The organism is Dellaglioa sp. L3N (genome assembly GCF_054941095.1).
In genome coordinates this window covers 436742-455589 of record NZ_CM142928.1, presented here as the reverse complement: position 1 = coordinate 455589, position 18848 = coordinate 436742, and the positions used below count along the sequence as shown (strand labels likewise).

17 protein-coding genes and 1 tRNA gene are annotated in these 18848 nt (G+C 36.7%); 4 read left to right on the top strand and 14 right to left on the bottom strand.

The features are described from left to right. Together radA and ACVPPR_RS02170 are read right to left on the bottom strand one after the other, a co-directional pair. Positions 1 to 1371 carry a DNA repair protein RadA gene (gene radA / locus ACVPPR_RS02175; protein WP_462304534.1) on the bottom strand — a complete coding sequence of 457 codons (1371 nt, stop codon included), beginning with the start codon at positions 1369 to 1371 and terminating at the stop codon, positions 1 to 3. 99 nt (positions 1372 to 1470) lie between these two features. Continuing rightward, complete coding sequence (locus ACVPPR_RS02170) at positions 1471 to 2007, bottom strand: dCTP deaminase/dUTPase family protein (protein ID WP_462304533.1); 537 nt, start codon at positions 2005 to 2007, stop codon at positions 1471 to 1473. Positions 2008 to 2141: 134 nt separating this feature from the next. Between ACVPPR_RS02170 and ACVPPR_RS02165 the strand changes: the two genes are divergently transcribed. The 3 genes from ACVPPR_RS02165 (at position 2142) to ACVPPR_RS02155 (ending at position 4642) form a co-directional block, all read left to right on the top strand. Further along, a complete protein-coding gene (locus ACVPPR_RS02165; RefSeq protein ID WP_462297312.1) occupies positions 2142 to 2426 on the top strand; it encodes a GNAT family N-acetyltransferase in 285 nt (94 codons plus the stop codon). Between the two features lie 20 nt (positions 2427 to 2446). Beyond that, positions 2447 to 3148 carry a ribose-5-phosphate isomerase RpiA gene (rpiA, locus tag ACVPPR_RS02160; protein WP_462304532.1) on the top strand — a complete coding sequence of 234 codons (702 nt, stop codon included), beginning with the start codon at positions 2447 to 2449 and terminating at the stop codon, positions 3146 to 3148. A 159-nt stretch (positions 3149 to 3307) separates the two neighbouring features. Continuing rightward, positions 3308 to 4642: a C1 family peptidase gene (locus ACVPPR_RS02155; protein WP_462297314.1), complete on the top strand. Its 1335-nt coding sequence runs from the start codon at positions 3308 to 3310 to the stop codon at positions 4640 to 4642. Between the two features lie 33 nt (positions 4643 to 4675). Here ACVPPR_RS02155 and ACVPPR_RS02150 read toward each other — a convergent pair whose 3' ends face one another. Both ACVPPR_RS02150 and ACVPPR_RS02145 read right to left on the bottom strand, forming a co-directional pair. Continuing rightward, positions 4676 to 5359, bottom strand: a complete 684-nt coding sequence (locus ACVPPR_RS02150; protein WP_462297315.1) for a 2,3-bisphosphoglycerate-dependent phosphoglycerate mutase — start codon at positions 5357 to 5359, stop codon at positions 4676 to 4678. A gap of 92 nt (positions 5360 to 5451) precedes the next feature. Then, entirely contained in the window at positions 5452 to 6771 is a 1320-nt protein-coding gene (locus ACVPPR_RS02145; protein ID WP_462304531.1) for a C40 family peptidase, read from the bottom strand. A 436-nt stretch (positions 6772 to 7207) separates the two neighbouring features. On the opposite strand from ACVPPR_RS02145, the gene ACVPPR_RS02140 reads away from it, so the two are divergent. Then, complete coding sequence (locus tag ACVPPR_RS02140) at positions 7208 to 8242, top strand: LCP family glycopolymer transferase (protein WP_462304530.1); 1035 nt, start codon at positions 7208 to 7210, stop codon at positions 8240 to 8242. A gap of 53 nt (positions 8243 to 8295) precedes the next feature. On the opposite strand, the gene accA is transcribed toward ACVPPR_RS02140, so the two are convergent. The 10 genes from accA to ACVPPR_RS02090 form a co-directional block, all read right to left on the bottom strand. Further along, a complete protein-coding gene (gene accA / locus ACVPPR_RS02135) occupies positions 8296 to 9060 on the bottom strand; it encodes a carboxyltransferase subunit alpha (RefSeq protein WP_462297318.1) in 765 nt (254 codons plus the stop codon). 12 nt (positions 9061 to 9072) lie between these two features. After that, on the bottom strand, positions 9073 to 9855 hold the full coding sequence (locus ACVPPR_RS02130) for an acetyl-CoA carboxylase carboxyltransferase subunit beta (RefSeq protein ID WP_462304529.1): 783 nt from the start codon (positions 9853 to 9855) through the stop codon (positions 9073 to 9075). Between the two features lie 13 nt (positions 9856 to 9868). Next, positions 9869 to 11158 (bottom strand): acetyl-CoA carboxylase biotin carboxylase subunit, encoded by a 1290-nt coding sequence (locus ACVPPR_RS02125; protein ID WP_462304528.1) that lies wholly within the window; start codon positions 11156 to 11158, stop codon positions 9869 to 9871. A 9-nt stretch (positions 11159 to 11167) separates the two neighbouring features. Beyond that, entirely contained in the window at positions 11168 to 11554 is a 387-nt protein-coding gene (locus ACVPPR_RS02120) for an acetyl-CoA carboxylase biotin carboxyl carrier protein (RefSeq protein ID WP_462297321.1), read from the bottom strand. Positions 11555 to 11569: 15 nt separating this feature from the next. After that, the gene (locus ACVPPR_RS02115; protein WP_462304527.1) at positions 11570 to 12556 is read right to left on the bottom strand and encodes a beta-ketoacyl-ACP synthase III; all 987 of its coding nucleotides are present in this window, start codon (positions 12554 to 12556) and stop codon (positions 11570 to 11572) included. A 179-nt stretch (positions 12557 to 12735) separates the two neighbouring features. Beyond that, positions 12736 to 12820: transfer RNA gene (locus tag ACVPPR_RS02110), tRNA-Leu, on the bottom strand. Between the two features lie 60 nt (positions 12821 to 12880). After that, on the bottom strand, positions 12881 to 13333 hold the full coding sequence (locus ACVPPR_RS02105; protein WP_462304526.1) for a SprT family protein: 453 nt from the start codon (positions 13331 to 13333) through the stop codon (positions 12881 to 12883). 1 nt (position 13334) lies between these two features. Further along, positions 13335 to 15509 (bottom strand): Tex family protein, encoded by a 2175-nt coding sequence (locus ACVPPR_RS02100; protein WP_462304525.1) that lies wholly within the window; start codon positions 15507 to 15509, stop codon positions 13335 to 13337. A 97-nt stretch (positions 15510 to 15606) separates the two neighbouring features. Further along, a complete protein-coding gene (locus ACVPPR_RS02095) occupies positions 15607 to 16047 on the bottom strand; it encodes a hypothetical protein (RefSeq protein WP_462297325.1) in 441 nt (146 codons plus the stop codon). Between the two features lie 15 nt (positions 16048 to 16062). Continuing rightward, positions 16063 to 18717, bottom strand: a complete 2655-nt coding sequence (locus tag ACVPPR_RS02090; protein WP_462304524.1) for a cation-translocating P-type ATPase — start codon at positions 18715 to 18717, stop codon at positions 16063 to 16065. Positions 18718 to 18848: the final 131 nt, after the last annotated feature.

Here is an 18848-nt window from a genome sequence, read left to right as displayed (position 1 = left end):
CTAGCTAAACACGACTTTGAGTGCTTCGCTTAATGTTGCAACACCAACTACTTTAATACCTTTAGGTGGTGTCCATCCTGATAAATTATTTTTTGGAATAAAGATTCGCTTGAAGCCTAATTTTTGTGCTTCAGCAACGCGTTGTTCGATTCGGTTAACCCGCCGAATTTCGCCGGTTAATCCAATTTCACCGACAAAACTATCTGCGGGATCTGTTTCTTTATCTCGATAACTTGATGCTATACTAACGGCAATTGCCAAATCAATTGCGGGTTCATCTAACTTCACACCACCAGCTGCCTTAAGATAAGCATCTTGATTTTGTAACAACAAACTTGCTCGTTTTTCAAGTACAGCCATAATTAATGAGACTCGATTATGATCAAGTCCCGTTGTTGTTCGCTTAGCTGTTCCGTAAACGGTTGGTGTAATCAGCGCCTGAACTTCCACCAAGATGGGACGTGTTCCTTCCATAGATACCACGATAGCTGAGCCTGTTGCACCAGCCAACCGTTCCTCTAAGAAAATTTCAGACGGATTAGCAACTTCAAATAGACCACCTTCACGCATATCAAAAATTCCAATTTCATTTGTTGACCCAAAGCGATTTTTAACCGCACGTAGAATACGGAATGTATGATGCATATCTCCCTCAAAATAAAGAACGGTATCAACCATATGTTCCAAAATTTTGGGTCCAGCAATTGCACCACCCTTGGTCACATGTCCCACAATGAAAATTGTAATGCCATTGGTTTTGGCAATCTGCAATAACTCAGCCGTTACTTCTCGAATTTGAGAAACACTACCGACTGCTGCGGACATCTCCGGTTCTTGCATCGTTTGGATCGAATCAATCACTACATAATCTGGATTCAATGTTTCAATATTTTGACGAATGTTACCCATATCCGTTTCAGGATAAAGATAAAATTTCTTACCACCAACGCCAAGACGCTGGGCACGCATTTTAATTTGAACAGCACTTTCTTCACCGGAAACATATAAAACAGTTCCACCCGTTTGACTTAACTGTCCAGAAACCTGTAAAAGGAGGGTTGATTTACCAATTCCGGGATCACCACCAATTAAAACTAGCGATCCCGGTACAACGCCACCACCAAGAACACGATTCAACTCACCTAGATTTGTTTCAACGCGTTCCTGTTCTGCCATTGAGACATCATCTAACAACTCTGGTTTAACAGCATTACCAGTAAAACTCACCCGGGCTTTACGATCTGCTTTTTGTGATTGTTCACGTTCTTCAACCAACGTATTCCATTCACCACAGTTAGGACAGCGTCCCAAATATTTTGGTGAGGTGTAGCCACAGTTTTGACATACAAATTGTGTTTTTACTTTTGCCATACAAATCCCCACCCTTTTTTATACTTTCTATTGCTAATATTTTATCACATAAAACGCAACCTGTAATTGGTGTCAGTATTCTTAACTATTCCATAATAATTATTTACCCGATGATCCAAAACCACCAACCCGTTTTGTTGCAGTCACTTTTTCATTATCAACCATCAAATAAGGCATGAAGATACCTTGTCCAACACGATCACCTTTTTTTATAACTTGATCTTTCAAACTAAAATTAACCGTCTGAATAAAAATTTCACCTTCATTTTTTTCATTACCATAATAATCAGAGTCAATGACACCAATTCCATTTGGTAAAATTAAACCACGTTTCAATGGACTACTTGACCGATTTGCCAGTAATAAAAATTCGTTATCTTGCATATATGCCTTAATTCCTGTAGGAATCAGATAAGGTTTCAAAATAGCATGTGCTTGAGCCAATTCATCCTCGTTAACTGTTTTACTGTGACGAATTAACCATAATACCTTTAAAAAACCACTTTTCCAAATTGATGGTAGCACAAAATCTTCAGCAGCAGCTAAATCGTACCCTGCAGAATTGGCTGTCGAACGAACAGGTAACTTAATTTTACCTACATATTTAGTAACAATTTCAAATCCTCTAGTTTTCATTTTTATATCCTCTAGTTTTCATTTTTATATCCTCATTATTTGTTTACTTTTTATCTTACCTCATTCATGACATAAATGGCTAGTTTTTGGCCGTTTTTTAATGTTATAATTAGTTTTGAAGGTGAGGTGCTCGAATGGCTTTTCAACTAAATGAAACCGATTTACGTGAGTATAACGCTAATAACCAGTTAATCGGTCGAATTAGTTTTACATTAATTAACGATAATCAGACAATGGTATTTGAACATACTTGGGTAGATGATGCGCACCAGCATCAAGGGATTGCTCAAAAAATGACCGATTATTTAATCAAACAGGTTATTGCGAATAATCAGACTATTTTGCCATTATGTCCTTATACAAAGGTCTATATGAGTAAACATCCAGAACTTTCAAAATTAATTTATGCACCTCAATAAAAACTAGGAGCGTGACTCAAATGAATCAAGATGACTTAAAGAAATTAGTTGGACAAAAAGCGGTTGAATTTATTAAAGACGGTATGGTTGTTGGACTTGGTACCGGTTCAACAGTGAAATTTATGGTCGATGCGCTAGGAAAACGTGTTAAAGAAGAAAACTTATCAATCGTTGGTGTTTCAACGTCAATCCGAACAGAAGAACAAGCTAAATCACTTGGTATTTCAGTTAAATCGGTTGACGAAGTTGATCATATTGATTTAACAATTGATGGTGCAGATGAAATTGACGATCACTTCCAAGGAATTAAAGGCGGTGGCGCTGCTCATTTATTTGAAAAAATTGTTGCCATCAACTCAACTAAAAATATGTGGATTGTTGATGAAAGTAAACTTGTCCACACTTTGGGTAAGTTTCCGCTTCCTGTTGAAGTGATTCCTTATGGTAGTCACCAATTATTCAAAAAGTTAGCAGCTAAAGGACTTAATCCTGAGTTCAGAACTGTAAATGGTGAAAACGTCTTAACAGATTCTAAAAATTTTGTCATTGATTTACATTTAGGCGAAATAACTGATCCAGCTGGCTTACAAGATTACTTAGTCAAACAAGTTGGTGTCGTTGAACAAGGTCTATTTTTAGACTGCGTGAATACTGTTATCGTAGGACGTCAAGCAGGTCCTGAAGTCTTAGATGCACACTCTGATACATTTACAATTAAATAATTTAAAGAAAGAGTTAATTTCGATTGACTCTTTTTAAATACGCAAATTTCTCTTTATTTTAAATGAGAATTCTCTTTTCTTTTTAACATTGTTTACTAATCTAATTGAATGCATTATACTAAATGTAGTACTTAAATCTTATGTAGGAGTGTGATTTTTTTGACACAATCAATTAGTTCAGAACAACTCGCAAAATTTCAAAAAAACTTACATGCACGTGAAAGCCACACCGTTATTGAGCGCGCAGTTACAAAAAATGGTATTTTAGCCAATAGTTACGATTTAAAAGCACAAGCTAAAATGGACCCTGTTTTCTCAATCGATCTCGACGTTGGTCAAGTTTCTAACCAGAAACAATCAGGTCGTTGTTGGATGTTCGCCGCATTAAATACAATGCGCCATGATATGAAAACAAATTTCAAATTTGCTAAAGATTTTGAATTGTCACAAAATTTCACCTACTTCTGGGATAAACTTGAAAAAGCAAATTACTTCTACCAAAATGTCCTCGAAACAGCTGATAAACCAACCAGTGATCGGACCGTTTCTTGGTTAATGACAACACCTCAACAAGATGGTGGCCAATGGGATATGATCGTTGCCATTATCGAAAAATATGGTGTTGTTCCTCAATCTGTTATGCCTGAAACGTACAATAGCTCTAAATCAAGCGAAATTAACGCCACTTTAAACTTAAAATTAAGAAAAGATGCCGTTGATTTACGTGAACTTGTCGCTGCTGGAACAAGTTCAGAAGAGATTGAAGCAGTTAAAGAAACTAAATTAACTGAAATCTATCGTTTATTGGCATATAGTTTTGGCGAACCACCTGCTACATTTGATTTTGAATATCGTGATTCTGATAATAACTATCATATTGATCAAGATTTAACACCAAAAACATTCTACGAAAAATTTATCGGCTGGGACTTAAGTGACTATGTCTCAATCATTAATGGCCCAACAGATGACAAACCATACAACAAGATGTACACAGTTGATCGTCTCGGTAATGTCGTCGATGGTCGTCCTATTCGTCATTTAAATGTTGATATGGCTGATTTTAGAGAAGTTGCCATTAAGCAATTACAATCAGGCGAAAGTGTTTGGTTCGGCTGTGATGTCGGTCAATCATCTGAACGTCAAAAAGGGATTATGGATACGGAACTTTACCATAAAGATGAACTATTCAATATTGATTTAGCTTTATCAAAAGCAGAACGTCTTGATTATGGCGAAAGTTTGATGACACATGCCATGGTCTTAACGGGTGTCGATTTGGTCAATGATCAAGCAACTAAATGGAAAGTTGAAAACTCATGGGGCGAAAAAGTTGGTAAAAAAGGCTTCTTCGTTATGAGTGATGACTGGATGGAAGAATACTGTTACCAAGTTGTTGTTAACAAGAAATTCTTACCAGAAAAATTACAAGCTATTCTAAAAGAAGAACCTAAAGTTCTTGCTCCTTGGGATCCAATGGGTGCTTTAGCCTAATTAAAAAAGTAACAACAAAATAAAAATTTGTTGTTACTTTTTTTGTGTCAAAATTTGTTTACTTTTAATAGTCAAATCATCATTTAATGTATATAGAATGGGCTCCCCATTTGGCACTTCAACCCCATCAATATCTGAATCTGAAATGTTTTCCAAATATTTAATTAAGGCTCTAAGTGTACTACCATGTGCGACAACTAGCTGGTTCTTACCTTGACGTAACTCTGGCGCAATAACATCTTGCCAGTACGGTAAAATACGTTCAAACGCCATTTTTAAGCTTTCTGCGGTTGGCAAACTTCTTTCAAGTTGATAACTGTATCGCCTATCACTATCAGGCACTGACAAACTTGGCGGCACTGAAGTATAACTACGACGCCACTGAGCAACCTGCTCAACACCATAATTACGTTTAGTATCCTCTTTATTTAAGCCACGTAATGCCCCATAATGGCGTTCATTTAATCGCCAATTTTTTTGTATTGGCAACCAAAGTTGATTAGTTTCTTCCATTATAATATTACTGGTTATAATCGCACGCTTCAAAACAGATGTATGTACCTGTGAAAAATGAATCCCCGTATCTCGAATGATTACGCCTGCAGCTTTAGCCTCATTAATTCCCTTAGTTGTCAAAGGAACATCGGACCAACCAGTATATTCATTATTTTTATTTGCTAAGCTCTCACCATGCCTTACTAGAACCAATTCAACCATTGTTCAAACCCTCTTCGCTATTCATTACTATTCATTATAACAAAAAAGACTTAAAACAACGATGTTGTTTTAAGTCTTTTCAGATTTTATCTTTAGATGCGACCAGCTGAATCTGGGCCCCACCATTTACTTATTGTCGTAACATGAACATTTTGTCCTTCAGTTGGTGCTTCAGCAAATTGATTGTTACCTAAGTAGATAGCAACATGATATGCTGGGCCACCTTGATGCCAGAATAATAAATCACCAGGTTTAGCTTGTGACACTGAAATTTTTGATGATTGTGATTCTTGTGAAGCAGCTGTACGGCTTAATGAGCCACCACCAGCATGTGCATAAACGTATTGTGTAAATCCAGAACAATCAAAGCCACTCAATGAAGTGCCACCATATTTATATGGAATTCCTTTTGAAGCTAATGATCGTGCTAAAGCAACAATACTACTTGTATCAAGATTTGAAGCACTCACAGAACTTGAGTTACTTGAACTTGTATTACTTGAACTTGTATTACTTGAACTTGTATTATTTGAACTTACGTTATTTGCAGTTGATTTGTTTGAGCTTACAGGACTTGATTTTGTGTCATTTGAGTTTGATTTGCTTGAACTCGTATCACTTGAATTTGATTTACTTATATCATTTGAACTTGCTGCTGCCTTAGTTGCTTTTGCTGCTGCTACATCTGCTGCTTCTGCATCATTCTTAGCATTAGCTGCTTTTGTTTCAGCTGCTGCTTTTTCAGCTGCTGCCTCTGCTTCTTTTGCTTTATCAATAGATGATTGTGCATCTGATTTTTTTGAATCAATTTGTGCTTTTAATGTATTTGCATTTGCTTGTTTAACAGCTAAATCAGCTTGTTTATTTGTGTATTCTTTAACTGTTTTTTCTTGAGCTACTGCTTTCTTATCTAATTGAACTTTATCAGATTTAACTTCAGCTTTAGCCTCTTTTTGTTGTTTAGCAGCCTTTTGACCAGCACTAACTAAGGTTGTAACTGTCCCAACACGTTTAAAGGCGTCGACAACATTTTTTGAATCCGAGACAAATTGCACCATGCTTGTCGTACTTCCATCAACTTGTAATGCACGTGTTTGGTTAGCTAGTTGTGAATCTCTCTGTGTAATTTCAACATTTAAACGACTAATTTTTTTGCCTAAATTATATTGATCTGCTTCAAGTTTTGCAGCACTATCTTTAGCACTCTTAACCTCAGCTTTAGTTGAAGTGATTTCACTATTAATTGTTGCTAATTTTGCAGTTACTTTTGTGCTCTTGCTATTTAATTTAGTAATTGTGCTTGTTAAGTCAGTTATACTATCTGAAGCACTCACTTGTTTTACAGCTGCGCTCATTCCAACAAGTGTTGCTGTCATCATCATTACTTTAGCGATTTTACTATTAATTTTCAAAAGGCACTCTCCTATTAATTTTCATTGTATTTCTTATTTATTTAAACGTTATTTAATTTCAGGTTGTTCTTTTCTCAACTAGAATAGAATATCACGATTCTTAGGTACATACCATTACGGTTCGTTTACATTCGAATTCAATTAACGTCATTTGATTTCAATAACATTACACGAATGTTACAATTCTTATTTTCATTACTTCTAATGGCATGTATCGGCTAATAAGTAACCATTCTTTATTTTAATAAAAATGACATAACCGTAATATAATAATTTCTTTTTATTGGTGCAATAGCCACCTTAGCCTAAAATAACACCCATCCCTTGCTTTGAAATTTATCCTAATTCCTTAATAATCCCTTAAGACCAATCGCTTTTTATTTTTATTTATCGTATACTCTCTTTAATTGAATGAAAGGTAAGGTACAGGACAACCATGTCTAAAAATAACGATTCGGGGATTACACCTTCAGTAAGAAGTGACTCTCAAGGTAAAAGAAATAAGCATCCATTATTATGGGGGTTATTAATTTTATTACTTTTGGGAATTGGATTTGGAGGCGTATACGCTTATTCGGCAATTACCCATACCGAAAAAACGGTCGCAAAAACCTATAAAAAAACGAAAGCAAAAAAATTACGAAATGTTTCAAGTATTTTAAGTCAGAAAAAACCATTTTCAATCTTATTAATGGGGACAGATACCGGTGCGTTAGGTAGAGATGATGCTGGCCGGACAGATACACTAATTGTCGCAACCGTTAATCCAGCAACGAAACAAACCACTTTAATAAGTATCCCTCGTGATACTGAAGTTAAAATTGATGGCAGCAACGAAAGTGCTTCAAAAATTAACAGTGCTTATACCTATGGTGGCCGTGATGGTTCAACATCAGCCGTCAACACTGTCCAAAATTTATTAGATGTTCCCATCGATTATTACATGGTCATTAATATGGGTGGTTTAAAGAAAATTGTTGATGCCGTCGGCGGTGTTGATGTTAAACCACTACTCTCGTTCAACTATGGGGGAACACATTACAAAAAAGGTGAAAAAATCCACTTAACTGGTAAACAAGCATTGGGCTATACAAGAATGCGCCACTCAGATCCATTAGGTGATTATGGCCGTCAAAAGCGTCAAAAACAGATTATTACCGCAATTGCTGGTAAAGCAGAATCTGTCAGTTCTCTTACAAACTACAAAAAATTGTTAAAAACAATTGATGGTAATATGGTAACTGATCTCAGTTTCAATGATATGATTACAATTGAAACTAGTTACAGAGATGCCGCTGAATCAATTAAATCTGATCTTTTGCAAGGAACAAGTACCGATGTAGATGGGCTTTCATTTGAAGTACCATCTACAAATGAGAAAAAACGTGTTTCAAATGCGATTCGTTCTCAATTAGGTTTAAAAAACTCAACACAAAGTTTTACTCGTTTAGACCAAAAACTTTCAGAATAACTAAACAATCAAAAAGAAGTTGCCCTCAAAATAACTTGAGGACAACTTCTTTTTTACCAATTTTTCAAAAAAGTTTGATATTTCATTTCGCGTTGTTCAATGAGATCAGCGCCTGAACTAGCAACTAGTACGTTCACTAATTTGCTTAATTCGCTATCCATCGCCTTTATTGTTGCTGCCGAATTCTTTTCTGGTAATATGACATCAACTAACCCTCTATCAAAAAGTTCGGTTGCCATCATTGGCAAACTCGTTTCGATCTCGTTTGGATTAGACTTTTTCAAGATGGCGTTAACTGCTTCTGGAGAGGCTACTGAAAACAAACTATTTTCAACCATCATAATTGCATTTGCATTCGCTAAAGCCAAAGCACCTCCACTTTGTCCTTCTCCTAAAAAGATAGCTATGTTAGGAACCTGCAACGCACCCATTTTTAAAATCATTTCAGAAATAACATAACTTTGACCCATCTGCTCAGATTTAACACTAGCATCTGCTCCTGGCATATTGATTAATGTCACAACAGGTCGCTTAAATTTCTCAGCTTGATCCAATAAACGTATCGCTTTTCGATACCCGCTTGGTTTTACAGCACCAAAATTATACGCTAACCGTTCTTCTAATGTTTCTCCACGATTAATGCCAATAATGGTCACTGGACGACCATGAAATAATCCAATACCACCAGTAATTGAAGCGTCTTCTTCGCCAACGCGATCACCATGATTTTCGAAGAATTCAGCAAATAGACTAGCAATAACAAATTTAGTACTTAATCTGTCATTTGAGCGCACTTTTTTTAAAAAATCTGAGTCCATTTCATTTTCTCCTTATACATGTAACGTTAATAGCTGACTAAGCACTTGCTTTATTCTTTGACGATCGACAACTTGATCAACAAAACCATTTTCATACAGGCCTTCTGCCGTTTGAAAATTAGCAGGCAACTTTTCATTTGCTGTCTTTTTAATGACCCGCTCACCAGCAAATCCAATCTTCGCTTGTTTCTCTGCCAGTACAATATCATTATTCAACGCAAAACTAGCACTAACGCCACCCATGGTTGGATCTGTCAATAATGAGATGACTAACAACCCAGCATCGTCTAACTTTTTTTTCATATACAAAATGGTATTCATTTGTAATAAAGAATAAATTCCCTCTTGCATTCTAGCACCACCAGAAGCTGTCACAATCACGAATGGCAAACGTTGCTCTAATGCAACTTGCATCCCCATTTTAATTCTGGCTCCTGCTGTTGTATTCAAAGAACCCATCATAAAAAAACTATCCATTACTGCCAAAACTAATGGTCGCTTATCAATGCTAGCTTTTCCCACGACGACAGCTTCATCTGACGTTGTCGCGCGCTTAGCCCGTTCCAATTTTTCTGAATAACCTGGAAATTGTGCTTTATTTTCTGTTTGATTTTCTACATTAATTATTTCAAAACTAGTTTTATCCGTCAAAATAGCAATTCTTTCCATCGCAGTCAAGCGTTTATAAGTTTGGCAATTGGGGCAAATAAAATAAGGCGCCCATTCACTTTCATGCAAATGTGTGCCACAATGCTGACATTTTTGCCATTGATTGTGCTCTGGATAATGACTCATTTAACCCACCACCTTAGATTTTGCTATCGATTGAAATTGTGTTTGCCCTAAAGGCTTGTGACCTTATAATTGCTTTTAACTGTACTAAATTAGTTTCAACACCAGAAATATTGATTGCTTCCAATACCTTTTGCATTTTTAAAATAGCTAATTCTCTTGTTTCAGCATGACAAATAATTTTGGCTAATAAGCCATCATAAAAAGCAGAAATCACATCACCAACACGATATCCCGTTTCAATTCGACTCTCTGCTGGAAAATCAAAGCGTGTAATTTGATCCGTTAGACTTGGTATTAACGTTAACCGACATTCTATCGCATGACCGTTCATGGATAGATTATCATTGGTCACTTTTCCGCCATCTGCAACTCGTAATTGTTGTTGAACCACATCCAAATTGATAGTTTCTTCAGTAACGCCATGTTCAACTTGTAACCGCGTGTTCATTTCCAAAAAATAGAATTGATTATCAGCAAATAAAAATTCCACTGTACCCAACCCTACATAATGTAAATTAGCCATCAATTGACGAGCATAACGGTATCCTTTATTACGCTGTTCAACAGTCAAAATAGTTGACGGACTTTCCTCAATCACCTTTTGTCGATGCTTTTGTAAGCTGCAGTCACGATCGCCCAACACTTGAATATGTTGACCGTCACCAATAATCTGAACTTCAATATGTCGCGCATGGACCAACTTTTTTTCAAGATAAAAACTGCCTGCGGCAAAAGAAGATTTAGCTTCTTGCTGGACAATTTCAGCACCAGGCAACAGATCAGACTCTTTTTCAATTAATCGAATTCCTTTACCACCACCACCATGTGCAGCTTTAATGAGTAACGGAAACCCAAGCTTATTTGCTTCTGCAATAAGTTCAGCATCAGACGTAATCAAGTCGGAGCCGGGGATAACGGGGACGCCTTTTTCAATCGCCAATAACCGAGATTTATCCTTATCCGCTAATTGTTGTATCAGCGCAGCACTGGGACCAATAAAAGTCAGCCCACATTCAGCGCACATTTGTGCAAAGTGCGCATCTTCAGATAAAAATCCATAACCTGGATGAATGGCATCAACATTCATATTTAATGCTGCCATTAATAAACTTTCACGATTTAAATAAGAATCCTTAGCTAAAGCTGAGCCTATACAAATTTTTTCATCAGCAAGTTCAACAAATCGACTTTGTGCATCCACCGTTGAATACACCGCAACCGTTTGTATTTTTAATTTTAGACAAGCCCGAATAATTCGTTCGGCAACTTCGCCACGATTTGCGATTAAAATTTTTCGAAACAAATGACTCACCTATCCATCTATTCTAATTTTAAATAAATCTTGATTAAATTCAACTAACTCGCCATCATCAACTAATCGTTCAAGAATGACCCCTGTCACTGAGGATTGAATATCATTATACAATTTCATACTTTCAATTTGAGCAATAACTTCTTTTTTAGTTACTTGAGTTCCGACTTCACCCATTTTATCAAAATGAATTAGGCCAACAAGTGGGCTTTTAACCACAAAAATAGTTTCATTTACATCCGTTTGTACCTTTATTTTTGAAACTGGCTTCTCGGCTAATTGTTCCTGATCAATAACGACTTTAAACTCGCCATCTTTTATCTCAACATGAGAAAAGGGCATCGTTGCAATTTTATCTAATAATTGACTTATTTCATTATATTTCATTAATTCGCACACACCTTAAATTTTTATTAGTAAACTTCCATAGGCTAAACCTGCGCCAAATCCAGTCAATAAGACTGTGCCACCTGTAAATCCTTGTTCAATTGCTTCATCGAGAGCCATAGGAATTCCTGCCGAAGACGTATTTCCATGATGAACAACACTCGTCGCAAATTTCTCAATTGGCATCTCTAATTCAGCAGCAATTGTTTCAATGATTCGTAAATTAGCCTGATGACATACAACCAAATCAATATCACTTGTTTTCAACTGGTTATCTGCGAGTAATCGTTTCATCTGAACAGGCACAACTGTTGTCGCAAATTCAAAAACATCTCGACCTTCTTGGAAAAAAGCATCCATTGTTGGATAATTATCACCATTAATTTCACTTAAAGGCGCAATTCGGCCACTATGAATCACTTCTTTTTTGAGGCCATTTGTTTCAATTTTTTCAGCAATAAAACTTTCATCTATCGGCTTTTCTGATGCTTCAATAAGGGCGCCACCAGCTCCATCCCCAAAGAAAACCGCACTTGTACGGTCCTTAAAGTCCATCATTTTTGAGTTAACTTCTGCACTAATGACAATAGCTCGTTGGTATTGTCCCGTACGCAAAAATTTTTCTGCAGTACTCATCGCAAATACAAATCCAGCACAAGCAGCACTAATATCAAAAGCAAACGCATTTGTTGCCCCAATATTGCCCTGAACAATTGCCGCCGTTGATGGCGTTATAGCATCTGGTGAAATAGTTGATACAATAATTAAATCAATCTCTGATGCTGCATATCCAGATTTACGCAAAAGGTCATTTGCCACTTTTGTACTTAGATCTGATGTATTTTCATTAATAGCGTAATGCCGTGTTTGAATCCCAGTATGTGCCACAATCCATTCATCAGATGTAGGCATAAATGCAGCTAGTTCATCATTCGTCACGATTCGTTCTGGCACAAAATGTGCCGTCGTTTTTATTTTGACATAATTATTCAATTTACCCATTCTCCCAGTCGTTAAGTCTCATTCATTCTATTTTATCAATAATAGTGACATTAAGACACAAAATTGATTAACGCTTAATAATTATTTAACCTCATAATACGCCAGCCTGCCCATTATTCATTAAAAAAAGCACCGAACCCTGTAGTAACAGGCTCAAGTGCTTTTTGGTAAATCTATGATGCGAGTAAATGGATTCGAACCATCACGGGATATTATCCCACCAGATCCTTAGTCTGACGCGTCTGCCAATTCCGCCATACTCGCAAGAACAATCATAATTGTAGCAAAAATTGTCCTTTGTTACAAGCCTCATTTTAAAAAAAGTTAATTTTCCACTAAAATTAACTTACCTCGACACTTTGAACAAACATACCGCGATAAATTAATTTTCCTTTGTCGATTATACTGTTGTCCACAATTAGCACATTGATAATGAATCACTTTTTTTATTTTAACTACTTTTGGACTAGCAGGTGCGAACCGACTCCCACCAACTGCTGCCAATAATTGTTTAAAGTCACGATCACGATGTTGATACCCTTGACGTGAAAGGTGCAAATGATAATGACACAACTCATGTTTGATAACACCGATTAAAACAGCCTCGTGATGCTCTGTTAACATTTTAGGATTAATTTCAATATTGTGATCATTTAACCGATAGCGTCCACCCGTCGTCCGTAATCTTCTATTAAATAACGCCTTGTGTCTAAAGGGTTGCTTAAAAAAGGTTGTTGATATGTTTTTTACCAGTGTTGTTAATTCAAAATCCGTCATCTTATTTATCTGCAGGTCGTTTCATCGTTAATTGGACACGGTGTCGATTCAAATCAACTTCCATTACCCAAACGGTGACAATATCCCCAACTGCGACGACTTCACTTGGTTTTTTAACAAACTTATCCGTTAACTGTGAAATGTGGACAAGTCCATCCTGTTTAACACCGATATCCACAAAGGCACCAAAATCAATGACATTTCTAACTGTCCCTTGTAAGGACATCCCTGGTTTCAAATCTTCAATTGTTAAAACATCATGACGTAACAATGGTGCCGGCATATCATCACGTAAATCACGACCTGGTTTTTGTAAACTCGTTAAAATATCTGTGACCGTTTCAACGCCGCTATCCACAGCCTGTGCTAAATTTTCAGCATTTGCCTGTGCTAAGCGGTCATTAGTTTCCGTTTTACCCAGTTCCGTTACCTTTATCCCCAACTCTTTCAACAAAAGTTTGGTTAGTGGATAACTTTCAGGATGAATATCGGTATTATCTAAAATATTATCCCCAGAAACAATCCGTAAGAACCCGATTGCTTGTTCATAAGCCTTAGGTCCTAGGCGAGGCACCTTTTTAAGTTGTTGACGTTTCGTAAATTTACCATTCTCATCACGATACATAACCACATTTTTAGCAATTGTTAAATTTAATCCAGAGATTTTTGTTAATAACTCTGAGCTAGCTGTGTTTAAGTTAACGCCGACGTTATTAACTGCATCTTCAATCACAACATCTAACTGTGCATCTAATTTTTTTTCAGCGACATCATGTTGATATTGACCAACACCTACCGACTTAGGATCAATTTTAATTAATTCAGCCAACGGATCTTGCAAGCGACGACCAATACTAATCGCTGATCGTTCTTCAACATGTAAGTCTGGGAATTCGTCACGAGCGGCTTGGCTAGCTGAATAGACTGATGCACCGGCTTCATTGACAATAACATAAAAAATAGGTCGCTCGATTTCTTTTAAAATATCTGAAACAAATTGTTCAGATTCACGACTTGCCGTTCCATTTCCAATCGCAATCATTTCAACTTGATATTTCTCAAGAAAATCTTTGAATTGTCCAGCAGCGGCCGCACGTTTTTCACCATTCGCAGGTTTGTGTGGATAAATCACCAATTTATCTAAGAATTTACCTGTTCCATCAACAATCGCTAATTTACACCCTGTTCGATAAGCTGGATCAAAGCCTAAAACAATTTTACCTTTCAAAGGTGCCTGCATAAGTAAGTGATACAAGTTATCCCCAAAAACATTGATAGCTTGTTCTTCAGCAACTTCTGTCATGCCTTTACGAATTTCACGTTCAATTGCTGGTTTAATAAATCGTTTATAACTATCTTGGTACGCCTCTTCAATGATTGCAACTGCGTCACCACTATTTCTACCAATAATTCTAAAATGCATAAATGTCATAATAGCTTGTTCTGGCGCTACAACGGACGCTTTTAAAATTCCCTCTTTTTCACCACGATTAATAGCGAGAACACGATGCGGAACCACTGATTTTAGTGCTTCACTAAAGTCATAATAATCACGATAAATACCTTTTTCATCTTTTTCTTCAGCCTTAACCTTAGCTTCAAATAGGCCTTCTTTTTGCGTTGCCTTCCGAATCCATTCACGATATTCAGCACTTTCACCAAAGGCCTCAGCCAGAATTTCATGAGCCCCGGCAAAAACATCTTCTTCAGTTAAAATGGCGGCATCACTGTTAATAAAGGCTTCTGATTTTTGTTTGATTTCAGTCAAGGTCTGAGGGAACGATAATAACCATTTAGCAAATGGTTCCAATCCTGCTTCTTTGGCAATTGTGGCTTTAGTTCGACGCTTTTGTTTGAAAGGCAGGTAGTAATCTTCAATTTGTTGTAACTTTTGGGCAGCCATAATTTTTTTATTTAAAGCTTCCGTCAAATAACCTTGTTCATCAATGATGTGGATAACTTCTGACTTACGCTTTTCTAAACTTTCAACATGTTTATAAGTCGATTCGATTTCACGAATTTGAACTTCATCCAAACTGTCTGTTCTTTCTTTTCGATATCGTGCAATAAAGGGCACTGTATTCCCTTCATCGAGCATCCCTAAAACGGCATTAACTTGTTTTTCTCTATATTGCTTTAACTCTTTTAACACTAACGGCATGATTGCTTTTTCCATAATAATGACCTCAATTCAAATATTTTTTGTTCATAAAAAAGAGACTAATAATAGGCGTCAGCACAACCATTCCTAATATCAATCTCTTTAGTTAAAATTAACCTAAAATTTGTTGCATAATACGTTGCATCATATCTGTTGTTTGTGTCATTCCTTGATCTTGTTTCTCTTCTGAGCCTTTAAAAGCAGCCACTTCAACAAGATGTTTTTCAACGTTGATACTGTTTGTCATTTCGTCACAGCCTTCAACGAAAGTACGGTAGCCACTAATCAATTTTTTATGTTTTCCTAAAACAGGGATTGGCACTTGTAAATCATCTAATTTACTCAAATTTTCTTGATAACTTGCAGTACCTTCGACAAATTTTTCTTTAGTTGTCGTAAATTCATCATCTGAAACAGTTGAAAAATCATCAGCATTGATTGCTTTTTCCATGATTTCATAATGCTCATTTAACGAATTACCCATTTCTTCAGTTGCTTGTGCAACATCATTTAGTGCATTGATATAATAATTAACATTAACTCTTTTTTTCAAGATACATACTTCCTTTTATTTATTTTTTTTGACTAATCGTTGAACAAATTTCACGATTTCAACAATCACAATGATTGAGAACGAGCCTGCTAAGACAATTCCCCATTGATACATGTCCAAATGGCTCACATGAAACATTTTATTTAATCCAGGAATTAAAATTGTCGCTGCAAGCATCGCAAATGAGGCCAAAATTGACCAGTTAAATGTCACATTTTTAAAGATATTACGGTTGAAAATTGATCCATGAATTGATTTAACATTAAAGGCATGAAATAACTGAATTAATCCCAATGTTGCAAAAGCCATTGTTAAAGCATCTGCATGAATCAATTTAGCACCCATATGAACAGGATACGTTAAAGCCAACCAATAAACAAATAATGTTATGACCCCTTCTAAGATACCTTGATAAATAATACTTGGCATCACACCACCTGAGAAAAAGTTTGCTCTACGGCCACGGGGCTTATGATTCATCAACCCTTTTTCGGCAGGTTCAACACCCAAGGCGATGGCAGGAAAAGTATCTGTCACCAAGTTAATCCACAAAATATGCACAGGCGCCAAAATACTCCAACCCATCATCGTCATAACGAATAACGTAAGAACTTCACCTAAGTTTGCAGAGAGTAAATATTGAATTGATTTTTGAATATTAGAAAAGACCTTACGACCTTCTTTAACCGCAAAAACAATTGTCGCAAAATTATCATCGGCAAGCACCATGTCTGAAGCCCCTTTTGATACCTCAGTCCCGGTGATTCCCATACCAATCCCAATATCAGCTGATTTTAAAGCGGGGGCATCATTGACACCATCACCAGTCATTGCGACTACCTGATTCTTTTTCTGCCATGCTTTAACAATCCGAACCTTATGTTCAGGCGATACTCGTGCATACACTGAATATTGCGCCACTTGCTTTTCAAATGCGGCATCCGATAATTCATCTAACTCAGCACCAGAAATAATAGCTTCATGCTGACCTGCTTCAACAATACCTAATCGAACAGCAATTGCTTCAGCCGTATCACGATGATCGCCCGTAATCATTAATGGTCGAATACCTGCTTTTTTAGCTTCACGTACTGCGGCTGCAGCTTCAGGTCTCTCCGGATCAATCATACCAACTAATCCAGCGAAAATTAAATCATTTTCCACTGTCTCTGAAGTCACTATTTCTGGGAGGGTCTCTATTTCACGATAAGCAAAAGCTAACACACGTAATGCTTGCGTTGCCATATCGTGATTATTGGCCATAATGATGGCTAACTGTGCATCAGTCATTGTTTTAATCTCACCATTTTCAACGTAACGTGTCACACGTTTCAACAATTGATCAGGGGCCCCTTTAACGGCAACAAAAAATAGTTTGTCAGTAACTTTTTGAATGGTTGACATTAATTTACGTTCAGAATCAAAAGGCACTTCAGCCACTCGCGGTTCCTTCGCTAATAATGCCGTCACGTCTAAGCCATGATCTAAATGATATTGAATAAGAGCCGTTTCTGTTGGATCACCAAGTAACTGACCCTCAGACGTTTGTTTCGTGTCATTGCTAAATGTCATCACTTGATATAACGGGTTATCCCAATTAGGTGTTACTTCATCAGCCTCTAATAACTGATTGTTGATAACTATTTTTTCAACAGTCATCTGATTCAACGTTAACGTTCCCGTCTTATCTGATGCAATAATATCAGTGCTACCTAGCGTTTCAACTGCTGGTAATTTTCTAACAATCGCATTTCTTTTGGCCATTTTTTGCGTACCAAGCGCCAAAATAATGGTAACAATTGCGGGTAATCCCTCTGGAATAGCAGCAACGGCCAACGAAATCGCAATTAATAACATATCAATCACACTGTTATCCCCATTTTGTAAACCTACAAAAAAGACAATAACGGCGATAATTAAGATTAAAATAGTTAAGGTTTTACCTAATTGATTTAAATTTTCTTGAAGTGGCGTTTTCATTTCATCTGCGGAGTTAAGCATCCCTGCAATACGGCCAACTTCGGTATTCATTCCCGTACCAACAACGATTCCTTCACCACGACCATAAGTGACATTACTATTCATAAAGGCCATATTATGGCGATCACCAATCCCGGCATCTTCATCTTTTAATAAAATCAGACTTTTATCTACCGGAACTGATTCACCAGTTAAGGCGGATTCCTCAATTTTAAGTGAGGCAATCTGCGTTAACCGTAAATCAGCTGGAATGACGTCACCCGCTTCAAGCAAGACAATATCGCCAGGTACCAAATTTTCACTTTTAATAATTTCAATTTGACCATTTCGTTTGACATTGGCATTAGGCGTCGACATTTCTTTTAATGCATTAATTGCCTCTTCAGCCTTGGATTCTTGAAAAACACCAAAAATCGCATTTAAAATGACAACTATCATGATAATAATTGCATCAACAACTTCACCTGATGAAGCCGCAATGACGGCCGCAATAATTAAGACAATAATCATAAAATCTTTGAATTGATCAAAGAATTTTTGCAGTAATGATTTACGTTTACCTTCTGATAATTGATTCAAACCGTATTTTTCCGTTCGTTCCATTACTTCTTGCGTTGTTAGCCCTGCCAAATCTGTCTTTTGATCTATTAGAACGTCTTCAACTGATTGTGCATAAATCCTTTTTGTCATAGTGAGCCTCCTTAATATAGTCGTCCACAAGATACAAAAAAAGACCTATGTATGTTGCGGAACTTTAAACATACATAAGTCTCACTATTTAAGGCAATACCAGAAAAAGAACTTTCTTGTTGGTGACATTG

Excerpts from the sequence above, each read along its gene's own strand:
- ACVPPR_RS02115 (WP_462304527.1), bottom strand. The coding sequence starts at position 12,556 with ATGGGTAAATTGAATAATTATGTCAAAATAAAAACGACGGCACATTTT.
- radA (WP_462304534.1), bottom strand. The coding sequence starts at position 1,371 with ATGGCAAAAGTAAAAACACAATTTGTATGTCAAAACTGTGGCTACACC.
- accA (WP_462297318.1), bottom strand. The coding sequence starts at position 9,060 with ATGGACTCAGATTTTTTAAAAAAAGTGCGCTCAAATGACAGATTAAGT.
- ACVPPR_RS02165 (WP_462297312.1), top strand. The coding sequence starts at position 2,142 with ATGGCTTTTCAACTAAATGAAACCGATTTACGTGAGTATAACGCTAAT.
- ACVPPR_RS02090 (WP_462304524.1), bottom strand. The coding sequence starts at position 18,717 with ATGACAAAAAGGATTTATGCACAATCAGTTGAAGACGTTCTAATAGAT.
- ACVPPR_RS02170 (WP_462304533.1), bottom strand. The coding sequence starts at position 2,007 with ATGAAAACTAGAGGATTTGAAATTGTTACTAAATATGTAGGTAAAATT.
- rpiA (WP_462304532.1), top strand. The coding sequence starts at position 2,447 with ATGAATCAAGATGACTTAAAGAAATTAGTTGGACAAAAAGCGGTTGAA.
- ACVPPR_RS02140 (WP_462304530.1), top strand. The coding sequence starts at position 7,208 with ATGTCTAAAAATAACGATTCGGGGATTACACCTTCAGTAAGAAGTGAC.
- ACVPPR_RS02120 (WP_462297321.1), bottom strand. The coding sequence starts at position 11,554 with ATGAAATATAATGAAATAAGTCAATTATTAGATAAAATTGCAACGATG.
- ACVPPR_RS02150 (WP_462297315.1), bottom strand. The coding sequence starts at position 5,359 with ATGGTTGAATTGGTTCTAGTAAGGCATGGTGAGAGCTTAGCAAATAAA.
- ACVPPR_RS02105 (WP_462304526.1), bottom strand. The coding sequence starts at position 13,333 with ATGACGGATTTTGAATTAACAACACTGGTAAAAAACATATCAACAACC.
- ACVPPR_RS02100 (WP_462304525.1), bottom strand. The coding sequence starts at position 15,509 with ATGGAAAAAGCAATCATGCCGTTAGTGTTAAAAGAGTTAAAGCAATAT.
- ACVPPR_RS02130 (WP_462304529.1), bottom strand. The coding sequence starts at position 9,855 with ATGAGTCATTATCCAGAGCACAATCAATGGCAAAAATGTCAGCATTGT.